Raw genomic sequence first — 11,897 nt, forward strand, 5'->3', positions numbered from 1 at the left:
AGAAATGCCAAAGATTAAAACAGTACGCGGCGCAGCTAAGCGCTTTAAAAAAACTGCTGGTGGTGGCTTTAAGCGTAAACATGCTAACCTCCGTCACATTCTGACTAAAAAATCAACTAAGCGTAAACGTCATTTACGTCCAAAAGGCATGGTCTCTAAAGGAGATTTAGGTCTGGTCGTAGCTTGCTTACCATACGCATAAGTATCATTTTTTTAACAGAATATAGACATTTAGGAGTTTAATATGGCTCGTGCTAAACGTGGTGTTATCGCCCGTGCTCGTCACAAGAAAATTTTAAAGCAAGCTAAAGGTTATTACGGTGCACGTTCACGTGTATATCGTGTAGCTTTCCAGGCTGTAATCAAAGCTGGTCAATATGCGTACCGTGACCGTCGTCAGAAAAAACGTCAGTTCCGTCAGCTGTGGATCGCGCGTATCAACGCAGCAGCTCGTCAGAACGGTATGTCTTATAGCCGTTTCATCAATGGTCTGAAAAAAGCATCCATTGAAATCGACCGTAAGATTCTGGCTGACATCGCTGTATTCGACAAAGTAGCATTCGCTGCTTTAGTTGAAAAAGCGAAAGGTGCTCTGGCTTAATTATTATTAAGCAATGGAAGAGGGAGTTTTCTCCCTCTTTTATTTTGTCTAAATTTGTGGCTTAATGATATAAATTCAATAAGTTAATATTTAAGAGACATTATCAATGTTAAATATCGCTTTTTTCCGTTTCTTTTTTTACTTTAGCGCCTAATTCAAGGGGGCTTTTGCGCGTAAGAAAAGAAACGAAAAGTAGCGCCTGAGCCTCCAATATGGAGGCTTTTTTGTTTTCAGATCTCAATACTGGGTTAGAAACCAAAAAGGCAATTTTATTCGTCATCATTGATAACAACTAATAGACCTCACAGGTCAAAGGAAGAGGAAACGATGCCACATCTCGCTGAACTCGTTGCTCAAGCTAAAGCAGCTATCGAAGAGGCACAGGATGTTGCTGCGCTGGATTCGGTTCGTGTTGAATACTTGGGGAAAAAAGGTCATTTAACGCTTCAGATGTCCACGCTGCGCGACTTACCCGCGGAAGATCGTCCAGCTGCAGGGGCTGTCATTAATCAGGCTAAACAAGAGGTTCAGCAAGCGCTGAATATTCGTAAAGACCATCTTGAATCAGCATTATTAAACGAACGTTTGTCTGCTGAGAAAATCGATGTATCTTTGCCCGGTCGCCGCATTGAAAACGGTGGTCTACACCCAGTAACTCGTACAATTGAACGTATTGAAACTTTCTTTGGCGAATTAGGGTTTTCTGTAGAATCTGGCCCTGAAATCGAAGATGATTATCATAACTTTGATGCGTTGAATATTCCTGCACATCACCCAGCAAGAGCCGACCACGATACTTTCTGGTTTGATGCTAAACGTTTATTACGTACACAAACGTCGGGTGTACAAATTCGTACTATGCAAGATAAACAGCCACCTATTCGTATCATCGCACCAGGTCGCGTATATCGTAATGACTACGATCAGACTCACACACCAATGTTTCACCAAATTGAAGGCTTAATTGTTGATAAAAACATTAGCTTTACCAATTTAAAAGGAACACTACACGATTTCCTGAAAAACTTTTTTGAAGAAGATATGGAAATTCGTTTCCGTCCTTCTTATTTCCCATTCACAGAGCCTTCTGCAGAAGTCGATGTCATGGGTAAGAATGGTAAATGGTTAGAAGTATTGGGTTGCGGTATGGTTCACCCAAATGTATTGCGTAATGTAGGTATCGATCCTGAAGTGTATTCTGGTTTTGCATTCGGTATGGGCATGGAACGCTTGACTATGTTACGTTACGGTGTCACCGACTTGCGCTCATTCTTCGAAAACGATCTTCGTTTCCTCAAACAGTTTAAATAAGGTGGGATTATCTCATGAAATTCAGTGAACTTTGGTTACGTGAGTGGGTAAACCCAGCGATTAGTAGCGAAGCACTTTCTGAACAATTAACAATGGCTGGTCTTGAAGTTGATGGCGTTGAAGCTGTTGCAGGTGATTTTCACGGTGTGTTTGTAGGTGAAGTTGTTGAATGTGGACAACACCCTAATGCCGATAAATTACGTGTAACAAAAGTTAACGTCGGTGGTGACAGATTACTCGATATCGTTTGCGGTGCACCTAACTGCCGCCAAGGCCTAAAAGTTGCGGTTGCAACTGTCGGGGCAGTATTACCAGGCGATTTCAAAATTAAAGCAGCAAAACTACGTGGTGAACCATCAGAGGGTATGCTGTGCTCATTTTCTGAATTAGCCATTTCAGAAAACCATGAAGGTATTATTGAATTACCTGCCGATGCACCTATTGGTATGGATATTCGTGAATACTTAAAATTAAATGATAATGCGATTGAGATTAGTGTTACACCAAATCGTGCTGATTGTTTAGGTATTTTAGGTGTTGCTCGTGATATCGCTGTTATCAATAAAATGGAATGCCAAGTACCTGATATGTCGCCTGTTGTGGCAACATCTTCAGCAACATTCCCAGTACGTGTTGAAGCGCCAGAAGCGTGTCCCCGTTATTTAGGTCGTGTTTTCACTAATATAAATGTGAAAGCAAAAACACCTTTATGGATACAAGAAAAGTTACGCCGTGGTGGCATTCGTTCTATTGACCCAATTGTTGATATTACCAACTTAATTTTACTTGAAATGGGTCAACCACTACATGCCTTCGATCTTGATCGTGTTGAAGGTGCTGTTGTTGTTCGTATGGGTAAAGAAGATGAAAAACTGACTTTACTTGATGGCAATGAAATTACATTAAAAGAAGATGTATTAGTTATTGCAGACGAAAAACAGGCATTAGGTATGGCTGGTATTTTCGGTGGCGAATCATCAGGCGTTAATGAGGAAACGAAAAATGTCTTCTTAGAGTGTGCATTCTTCTCTCCATTATCCATTACAGGCCGTGCACGTCGTTATGGCTTGCATACTGATGCTTCTCATCGTTTTGAGCGTGGTGTTGATTCTGAACTACAATACAAAGCAATTGAGCGTGCAACTAAGTTACTATTAGAAATTTGCGGTGGTGAAGTTGGTGAAGTAATTGATGTCACCAATAAAGCACATTTGCCAAATATTGCACCGGTCAAATTAACACGTAAAAAATTAGACCGTTTATTAGGTCATGTGATCGATGATGCACAAGTTCTAGATTCATTAACTCGTTTAGGGTTCAAAGTTTCTGTTGAAAGTGATGGCTGGTTAGCAATCGTTCCTTCATGGCGTTTCGATGTTCAAATCGAAGAAGACCTGATTGAAGAGGTTGCTCGCATTTATGGTTACAACAATATTCCAGATGTACCATTGCGCGCTGATTTGGTGATGACCAATCATCGTGAAGCGAACTTATCATTAAAACGCGTTAAAACAATGCTAGTAGATAACGGCTTCCAAGAAGCCATTACTTATAGTTTTGTTGATCCGAAGATCCAATCTTTATTACATCCAAATGAAGAAGCATTGATTCTGCCTAATCCGATTTCAGCAGATATGTCAGCAATGAGGCTGTCTCTATTAACCGGGTTATTGACTACGACTGTCTATAATCAGAACCGTCAACAGTCTAGAGTTAGGTTATTTGAAGCAGGTCTGCGTTTTGTTCCTGATAATCAAGCAGAATATGGAATACGTCAGGAACTTATGTTAGCTGGTGTGATCGCGGGCAACCGTTATGAAGAACATTGGAGTTTAGAGAAGCAAACTGTTGATTTCTTTGATTTGAAAGGTAATATTGAATCAATTCTGGAATTGACAGGCCAGCTAGATGAAATTACATTTAAACCAGCTAATCATTCAGCACTTCATCCGGGACAGAGTGCTGGGATTTATCTGAGAAATGAATATATTGGCTGTATTGGCGTTGTTCATCCAGAGCTTGAACGTAAACTTGACTTAAACGGCCGTACGGTAGTATTCGAAATACGTTGGAATGCAATTGCAAATCGCAGTTTACCACAAGCAAAAGCAATTTCTCGTTACCCTTCGAATCGTAGAGATATCGCTGTAGTTGTTCCGAATAATGTTGCTGCAGAGGATATTTTAGCTGAATGTAAGAAAGTTGGCGGAAATCAAATAGTTGGCATAAACTTATTTGATGTGTATTGTGGTAAGGGAGTAGCAGAAGGCTATAAAAGCCTCGCTATTAGCATAATCTTGCAGGATATCGAGCATACACTGGAAGAAGATGAGATTGCTGCAACAGTGAGTAACTGTGTAGCAGCATTGAAACAGCGATTCCAAGCATCCTTGAGGGACTAGACCTATGGCGCTTACAAAAGCTGAAATGGCAGAAAATCTGTTTGAAAAACTTGGTGTTAGCAAACGCGATGCAAAAGACCTTGTAGAATCCTTTTTTGAGGAAGTGCGTCGTTCTCTTGAAAATGGAGAACAGGTGAAGCTGTCTGGATTTGGAAACTTTGACCTGCGTGATAAAAATCAGCGCCCTGGTCGTAATCCAAAAACAGGGGAAGACATTCCTATTACAGCTCGCCGTGTTGTTACTTTCCGACCAGGACAAAAGTTAAAAAGCCGGGTTGAGAGCGCAACACCAAAAGAATAAGATTTAAAAAACATCCAAAACGGCTTTCTTTGAAAGCCGTTTTTTTATCATGATTATCTATATCTAATTTTGATAATAAACGTATTGAGATGTTTATATTTATCAATATAGTCTGAATGGATATTTCTATTTGGATGAAATGTTTTTATTTTTCATTATCTTACTTTTTATTCTTATTTTGACTTTTTCTTCTTAATCTCTTACCTGCATCAACACTGTGATAGTTAATCTCAATTTTTTCTTCATTATTAGAGACAAACTTACATGTTCTAAATTTAGTTTTTCATCATTGAATGTGAACATGTTATGTTGCTAAAAAGTATTTTATAAACAAAAAATAGTAAGAGCTGTTATTGCATGGATAGGGAATGAAATGAATAAAGAAATTAATCCTTTGATTAAATTTACTAAAAAACAGCGCATTGACGACAAAAAAAAGCTGTTTCTAATGGTGCTAGTATTATGTTTCTTGTTTATTTTTTCCCTCTCTGTTGGTGAGATTTCGTTATTTCCACATCAATGGTTAACAGATGAAGCCCATTTATTTGTTTGGCAGATCCGTTTACCCAGAATACTTGCAGTAATGACAGTTGGCGCCAGCTTAGCAATTGCAGGTGCTATTATGCAGGCTTTATTCCAAAATCCACTCGCAGAACCAGGGTTATTAGGCGTAAGCAGTGGTGCGGGTGTGTGTGTTGTATTGCTCATTGTTTTGCAATTTAATTTAAGCTTTTGGTTAATAAGTAGTGCCGCGATATTCGGTGCATTAGGTATTACTCTCTTATTAATGTTTTTTGCTCGAATAAAAAAGCTGTCTAACGCTCAGTTACTATTAATTGGGGTGGCATTAGGCGTTATGGCAAGCGCGATAATGACCTGGCTGGTTTATTTCAGTTCAGCTTTAGATTTAAGACAATTAATGTATTGGTTGATGGGGAGTTTTAGTGGCATTGATTGGCGTCATCAAATCTTATTTTGGACTCTTATACCCATTGTTTTAATTCTTATTCTACAAGCCGATGTTCTTAATTATTTATCTCTAGGTTCATTTAGAGCAAAGCAATTAGGTATATCCGTTAATCAATGGAGAAATTGGTTTATTTTAGCGGTTGGGTTATTGATAGGGCTAAGTGTTGCTTTAGCGGGTGCTATAAGCTTTGTAGGGCTTGTTGTACCACATTTATTGAGACTATGTGGATTAACGCATTATAAAACCTTACTACCAGCGTGTGCACTTGCTGGAGGTGGATTGCTATTACTTGCTGATCTGCTATCTCGGTTGATTTTAAATGGTGCAGAAGTTCCTATAGGGGTGATTACAGCAACGCTTGGTGCACCTTTATTTATTTGGTTATTGGCAACAAAAGAGATGGGACGTTTGTAATATGACGTTACTTAAATTTGATAATTTAAGTGTTAAAGACCGACTTAACACATTTACAGAACGAGTAAACTATGGCGAACGTGTCCACTTAATTGGTGCTAATGGTGCGGGGAAAAGTACACTTTTAATGGCGATCGCGGGAGAGCTTCCATTTAGTGGGGAGATTATTCTAAACGAAACCTCAATAAGACATTATAAATATAGTGATCTTTCTAGAATGCAGAGCATTGTTATACAACAATTGGAAACTTTGTCATTTATGCCAGTTTTTCATTATCTCTCATTATATCATCAATTGTCGAAAATGGATGTTCAGCAATTAAATATGCTGTTAAATGATTTTAAAGTAGATGAATTATTGTCAAAAAACATTCATCATTTATCCGGAGGTGAATGGCAGAGGGTTAGAATTGTTGGCGCATTTATCCAATTATGGTCAAGTGATGATTTAAAAGGAAAATTAATGTTACTTGATGAACCAACGAATAATTTAGATGTCGTACAGTTGGCTATTTTGGACAAGTGGGTTGATAAGTTTTGCCAACAAGGTGGTGCCGTTATTATGAGTACACATAATTTGAATCATTCCTACCAAAAAGCAGACAGAGTTTTACTTATAAAAAATGGATACTTGGTCAATTCTGGCGCATCTGCACTTTTATTGGACGAAAATTTATTATCAACTACATTTAATACAAATATCAAATGCATCAATGATGTTGATCATATTGATTGGTTAGTTTTACAATAATATGGCTATTGTTAAGTTTATCCCTGAGTAATTATTAAGGTTTTTTTAATGTTTTCTTAATAAGACTGATGCTGGTGAACAATAGTTTGTATATAATTGTTTTTTATTCATTCATTAATTAGGCTACATTTTTTATGAGTCACTTCCTTCCTTTCTCTCGCCCTGCGATTGGCGATGAAGAAATCAAAGCCGTTGAGGATGTACTGCGTTCAGGTTGGATTACAACAGGCCCTCAAAATCACCAATTAGAGCAAGATTTTTGTGAAAAATTTGGTAGCAAACATGCTATCGCAATTTGCTCTGCCACTGCAGGTATGCATGTTGTTTTAATGGCGATGGGAATTGGTGCTGGTGATGAAGTTATCACACCATCACAAACTTGGGTTTCAACGATGAATATCATTACGTTACTTGGTGCGGAGCCAGTGATGATTGATGTTGACCGTGATACCTTGATGGTAAGTGCAGAAGATGTCAAAAAAGCGATTACACCTAGAACGAAAGCGATTATTCCGGTTCATTATGCTGGTGCACCTTGCGATCTTGATGCATTAAGAAAAGTTGCACAAGATGCAGGAATTCCTCTTATCGAAGATGCCGCGCATGCTATAGGGACTCGCTATAAAAATGAATGGATTGGTGAAAAAGGAACTGCCATTTTTTCTTTTCATGCAATTAAGAATGTAACTTGTGCAGAAGGTGGATTGGTTGTTACTGATAATGACGAGTTGGCTAATAGAGTACGTTGTTTAAAATTCCACGGTTTAGGAGTAGACGCCTTTGATAGACAGATTCAAGGTCGTAAACCTCAAGCCGAAGTTGTTGAACCTGGCTACAAATATAATTTATCTGATATTCATGCAGCGATTGCCGTGGTGCAATTAAGACGTTTAGATGAAATGAATGCTAAACGAGCCGAATTAGTTGCGCTGTATCGTGAAAAACTCAAAGACTCTCCATTAAAAATGTTGAGTGTCCCTGAATATCCACATTTACATGCAAATCACCTATTTATGGTGAGAGTTGATAAAAATACCTGTGGTATCGATCGTGATGCTTTTATGGAAAAATTAAAGCAGAAAGATATTGGTACAGGGTTACATTTCCGTGCAGCGCACACACAAAAATATTATCGTGAGCGTTATCCTTCTTTATCCCTTCCTCAATCAGAATGGAACTCTGCAACGTTATGCTCGTTGCCGCTGTTTCCTGATATGAATAATGAAGATGTTATTCGTGTTGTAGATGCGATCAATGAAATTCTTTCGGAGCATATTTAAGTGTCAACATTTGATGAAATCAAGAAAGTATCGGTTGTAATTCCCGTTTATAACGAGGAAGAGAGCCTTCCTCAGCTTTTAGAACGTACAATTAAAAGCTGTAAACAATTAGAACAAGAATATGAACTGATCCTTGTTGATGATGGTAGTAGTGACAATTCAGCTAAGATGTTAGAAGAAGCGGCTGCAATTGAAGAAAATCACGTTATTGCAATTATTTTAAACCGTAATTACGGTCAACATTCCGCAATTATGGCTGGTTTTAATCAGGCTGATGGTGATTTAGTGATCACATTGGATGCTGATTTACAAAATCCACCTGAAGAGATCCCAAGACTTGTCGCTACGGCTGAAGAAGGTTATGACGTTGTCGGAACTCGTCGTCGTAACCGCCAGGATTCGTGGTTTCGCAAAACCGCTTCAAAAATGATTAACTCAATGATCACTAAAGCAACAGGTCGCTCTATGGGAGACTACGGCTGTATGTTGCGTGCTTATCGTCGCCACATTGTTGACGCAATGTTACAGTGTCACGAAAGAAGTACATTTATCCCTATTCTTGCGAACACATTCGCTCGTCGTACCATTGAAATTGATGTCGCACACGCAGAGCGTGAATATGGCGATTCAAAATACAGCTTTTTAAAGCTTATCAATTTAATGTATGACTTATTAACTTGTCTAACCACGGCACCATTACGTTTATTAAGCATTGTCGGCAGTGTGATCGCTGTATCTGGCTTTGTCTTAGCCTTATTGTTGATTATTTTACGTATTATTTTCGGTGCAATGTGGGCCGCTGAAGGTGTATTCACACTTTTCGCAATCTTATTTATGTTTATCGGTGCGCAGTTCGTTGCAATGGGCTTATTAGGTGAATATATAGGCCGGATTTATAATGATGTAAGAGCGCGTCCTCGGTATTTTATCCAAAAAGTGGTTGGTGTTAACAAACCCAACGAAGATCAGGAAAAAGACTAATGAAAGCAATAGTATTTGCCTATCACGATATCGGCTGTGTTGGTTTAAAAGCTCTTGAAAAAGCGGGTTATGATATTCAAGCTGTATTTACCCACACTGACGATCCAAACGAAAATCATTTCTTCTCATCTGTGGCTCGTGTGAGTGCAGAAATGGGATTGACAGTATTCGCGCCTGAAAATGTCAATCATCCATTATGGATTGAACGTATTCGTGAAATGAAACCTGATGTCATTTTTTCTTTCTATTATCGTCACATGTTAAGTGATGAGATCCTGAATTTGGCACCTAAAGGCGCGTTTAATTTACACGGTTCTTTATTACCAAAATATCGTGGTCGTGCACCAATTAACTGGGCGATTGTGAACGGTGAAACAGAAACAGGTGTTACTCTGCATAAAATGACAGCGAAAGCTGATGCGGGTGATATTGTTGCTCAAGAAAAAGTTACCATCGCAGACAATGATACTTCTCTGATTTTACATGAAAAAGTAAGAGAAGCAGCGAATAAGTTACTTTCGAGTTCATTACCACATATTGTATCAGGTGATTATTCAACAACTGCACAAGATGAAAGCCAAGCAACTTATTTTGGTCGCCGTTGCGCTGATGATGGTTTAATCGACTGGAATGCAGATGCAAAAACAGTTCACAACTTAGTGCGTGCTGTTACAGAGCCATACCCTGGCGCATTCACTTTCTTAGGTGAACGTAAAATGATTATCTGGCGTTCACGCGCTGTTGCTGATAATCAAGGTAAACGTCCTGGTACTGTTATCTCAACAGAACCTTTAGTCATTGCGTGTGCGAAAGGTGCAATCGAAGTCGTTACTGGTCAAAGTGAAAATGGTCTTTATGTTCAAGGCAGTCGTTTAGCGGCTGAAATGGGCATTGTGACGGATGTTCGTGTTGGGCCAAAAGCAACGGCACAAGTTAAACGTCGTAAACGTGTTCTTATTTTAGGCGTGAATGGTTTTATTGGTAACCATTTGACAGAGCGTCTATTGAAAGATGATAACTATGATATCTATGGTATGGATATCGGTTCTTCTGCAATTGAACGCTTTATTGGTAACCCACGTTTCCACTTTATTGAAGGTGACGTGAGTATTCATACAGAATGGATTGAATATCACATTAAAAAATGTGATGTTATTCTACCATTAGTGGCTATTGCAACGCCTATCGAATATACCCGTAATCCATTGCGTGTCTTTGAATTAGACTTTGAAGAAAACTTAAAAATTGTACGTTATTGTGTTAAGTATAATAAACGTATTATTTTCCCATCCACATCAGAAGTTTATGGTATGTGTGATGATAAAGAATTTGACGAAGACAACTCACGCCTGATTGTTGGTCCAATCAATAAACAACGTTGGATTTATTCTGTATCTAAACAGCTATTAGATCGCGTTATATGGGCTTATGGAGCCAAAGAAGGTCTGAAATTTACATTATTCCGTCCATTTAACTGGATGGGACCTCGTTTAGATAACTTAAATTCAGCGCGTATCGGTAGCTCTCGTGCAATTACACAATTGATTCTGAATTTAGTTGAAGGTTCACCAATTAAACTAGTTGATGGTGGTGAGCAAAAACGTTGTTTCACTGATATTAATGACGGTATTGAAGCTTTATTCCGTATCATTGAAAACCGTGATAACAAATGTGATGGTCAAATTATCAATATTGGTAACCCAACTAACGAAGCAAGTATTCGTGAATTAGCAGAAATGCTGTTAGATTGCTTTGAAAAACATGAGTTGCGTGGACATTTCCCTCCATTTGCTGGCTTCAAAAAGATTGAAAGTAGCAGTTATTATGGTAAAGGCTACCAAGATGTTGAACACCGTAAGCCAAGCATTAAAAACGCAGAGCGTTTATTGGATTGGAAACCAAGTATCGAGACTCGCCAAACAGTAGAAGAAACATTAGATTTCTTCTTACGTGGCGCAGTTGAAGAATTAGGCACTAAATAGGAATAAATAATGAAGAAAGTTGGTTTGAGAGTTGATGTGGATACTTATCAAGGAACGAAACAAGGTATTCCACAACTGCTGGATGTATTTGCCAGACATAACATTTATGCCAGCTTCTTCTTTAGTGTTGGACCAGATAATATGGGGCGCCATTTATGGCGCCTTTTAAAACCCAAATTTTTATGGAAAATGCTGAGATCTAATGCTGCATCACTGTATGGCTTAGATATTTTATTAGCAGGAACTGCATGGCCGGGGAAAAAAATTGCTAAAAATTTAGGTTATTTGATGAAAGAAACCCAAGATGCGGGGCATGAAGTTGGGTTGCACTCATGGGATCATCAAAGTTGGCAAGCAAAAGTTGGGCGCTGGTCAACAGAAGAATTAATGCAACAAGTTCGTTTAGGTGTTGAAGCACTGGAAAAAGTACTTGAAAACCCTGTAAAATGTTCGGCAGTTGCTGGATGGCGAGCAGATGAACGCGTATTAACAGTTAAAGAAAATTTTAAATTCGATTACAATAGCGATTGTCGAGGAACGTATCCTTTTAGGCCTATTTTAGAAAATGGTTCTATCGGTACGGTGCAAATTCCAGTAACATTACCAACTTATGATGAAGTTGTTGGTACAAAAGTAAAGGATGAGGATTTTAATCAATTTATTATTGATGAAATCAAAAAAGATAGTGGAATACCTGTTTATACTATCCACACTGAAGTTGAAGGAATGTCAAAAGCCGCTCAATTTGAGCAGCTATTGGCAATGATTGCAAATGAAGGCATCGAATTCTGTCCGTTAAGCGATTTATTACCACAAGATAAAGAAACGCTTCCGATGGGTAAAGTTGTTCGATCTGACTTTCCAGGTCGAGAAGGCTGGTTAGGATGCCAACAAGAGGTTTAAC

At 38.6% G+C, this 11,897-nt stretch carries 12 protein-coding genes and 1 other annotated feature; all 12 genes read left to right on the forward strand.

The window, feature by feature from the left end:
• Positions 1-4: 4 nt before the first annotated feature.
• The gene (rpmI, locus tag H1225_RS05535) at positions 5-202 is read left to right on the forward strand and encodes a 50S ribosomal protein L35 (RefSeq protein WP_004263702.1); all 198 of its coding nucleotides are present in this window, start codon (positions 5-7) and stop codon (positions 200-202) included.
• Between the two features lie 42 nt (positions 203-244).
• Positions 245-601 (forward strand): 50S ribosomal protein L20, encoded by a 357-nt coding sequence (rplT, locus tag H1225_RS05540; protein ID WP_006537111.1) that lies wholly within the window; start codon positions 245-247, stop codon positions 599-601.
• A 105-nt stretch (positions 602-706) separates the two neighbouring features.
• Positions 707-830: a sequence feature (Phe leader region), on the forward strand.
• The gene (gene pheM / locus H1225_RS18410) at positions 708-755 is read left to right on the forward strand and encodes a pheST operon leader peptide PheM (protein WP_120655563.1); all 48 of its coding nucleotides are present in this window, start codon (positions 708-710) and stop codon (positions 753-755) included. Its footprint overlaps the feature before it by 48 nt.
• A 98-nt stretch (positions 831-928) precedes the next feature.
• A complete protein-coding gene (gene pheS, locus H1225_RS05550; protein ID WP_072062582.1) occupies positions 929-1,912 on the forward strand; it encodes a phenylalanine--tRNA ligase subunit alpha in 984 nt (327 codons plus the stop codon).
• 14 nt (positions 1,913-1,926) lie between these two features.
• A complete protein-coding gene (gene pheT, locus H1225_RS05555) occupies positions 1,927-4,314 on the forward strand; it encodes a phenylalanine--tRNA ligase subunit beta (protein WP_161723871.1) in 2,388 nt (795 codons plus the stop codon).
• Positions 4,315-4,318: 4 nt separating this feature from the next.
• Positions 4,319-4,615: an integration host factor subunit alpha gene (gene ihfA / locus H1225_RS05560; protein ID WP_023582381.1), complete on the forward strand. Its 297-nt coding sequence runs from the start codon at positions 4,319-4,321 to the stop codon at positions 4,613-4,615.
• Positions 4,616-4,988: 373 nt separating this feature from the next.
• Positions 4,989-5,999 (forward strand): vitamin B12 ABC transporter permease BtuC, encoded by a 1,011-nt coding sequence (btuC, locus tag H1225_RS05565; protein ID WP_006537106.1) that lies wholly within the window; start codon positions 4,989-4,991, stop codon positions 5,997-5,999.
• A 1-nt stretch (position 6,000) separates the two neighbouring features.
• Positions 6,001-6,750: a vitamin B12 ABC transporter ATP-binding protein BtuD gene (locus H1225_RS05570; protein WP_115065305.1), complete on the forward strand. Its 750-nt coding sequence runs from the start codon at positions 6,001-6,003 to the stop codon at positions 6,748-6,750.
• A 134-nt stretch (positions 6,751-6,884) separates the two neighbouring features.
• On the forward strand, positions 6,885-8,030 hold the full coding sequence (gene arnB / locus H1225_RS05575; protein WP_072062578.1) for a UDP-4-amino-4-deoxy-L-arabinose aminotransferase: 1,146 nt from the start codon (positions 6,885-6,887) through the stop codon (positions 8,028-8,030).
• The gene (gene arnC, locus H1225_RS05580; protein ID WP_072062577.1) at positions 8,031-9,011 is read left to right on the forward strand and encodes an undecaprenyl-phosphate 4-deoxy-4-formamido-L-arabinose transferase; all 981 of its coding nucleotides are present in this window, start codon (positions 8,031-8,033) and stop codon (positions 9,009-9,011) included.
• A complete protein-coding gene (arnA, locus tag H1225_RS05585) occupies positions 9,011-10,993 on the forward strand; it encodes a bifunctional UDP-4-amino-4-deoxy-L-arabinose formyltransferase/UDP-glucuronic acid oxidase ArnA (protein WP_109400313.1) in 1,983 nt (660 codons plus the stop codon). Before arnC ends, arnA begins: the two co-directional genes overlap by 1 nt.
• A gap of 9 nt (positions 10,994-11,002) precedes the next feature.
• Entirely contained in the window at positions 11,003-11,896 is an 894-nt protein-coding gene (arnD, locus tag H1225_RS05590) for a 4-deoxy-4-formamido-L-arabinose-phosphoundecaprenol deformylase (protein WP_072062575.1), read from the forward strand.
• Position 11,897 lies beyond the last annotated feature (1 nt).

The sequence above is a fragment of the Proteus penneri genome, from assembly GCF_022369495.1.
In the GTDB taxonomy this organism is placed as follows: domain Bacteria; phylum Pseudomonadota; class Gammaproteobacteria; order Enterobacterales; family Enterobacteriaceae; genus Proteus; species Proteus penneri.

What these genes read in the sequence shown, in the direction of transcription:
- rplT (WP_006537111.1), top strand. Translation starts at nt 245, where the DNA reads ATGGCTCGTGCTAAACGTGGTGTTATCGCCCGTGCTCGTCACAAGAAA.
- rpmI (WP_004263702.1), top strand. Translation starts at nt 5, where the DNA reads ATGCCAAAGATTAAAACAGTACGCGGCGCAGCTAAGCGCTTTAAAAAA.
- pheT (WP_161723871.1), top strand. Translation starts at nt 1,927, where the DNA reads ATGAAATTCAGTGAACTTTGGTTACGTGAGTGGGTAAACCCAGCGATT.
- arnB (WP_072062578.1), top strand. Translation starts at nt 6,885, where the DNA reads ATGAGTCACTTCCTTCCTTTCTCTCGCCCTGCGATTGGCGATGAAGAA.
- pheS (WP_072062582.1), top strand. Translation starts at nt 929, where the DNA reads ATGCCACATCTCGCTGAACTCGTTGCTCAAGCTAAAGCAGCTATCGAA.
- H1225_RS05570 (WP_115065305.1), top strand. Translation starts at nt 6,001, where the DNA reads ATGACGTTACTTAAATTTGATAATTTAAGTGTTAAAGACCGACTTAAC.
- arnA (WP_109400313.1), top strand. Translation starts at nt 9,011, where the DNA reads ATGAAAGCAATAGTATTTGCCTATCACGATATCGGCTGTGTTGGTTTA.
- arnD (WP_072062575.1), top strand. Translation starts at nt 11,003, where the DNA reads ATGAAGAAAGTTGGTTTGAGAGTTGATGTGGATACTTATCAAGGAACG.
- btuC (WP_006537106.1), top strand. Translation starts at nt 4,989, where the DNA reads ATGAATAAAGAAATTAATCCTTTGATTAAATTTACTAAAAAACAGCGC.
- ihfA (WP_023582381.1), top strand. Translation starts at nt 4,319, where the DNA reads ATGGCGCTTACAAAAGCTGAAATGGCAGAAAATCTGTTTGAAAAACTT.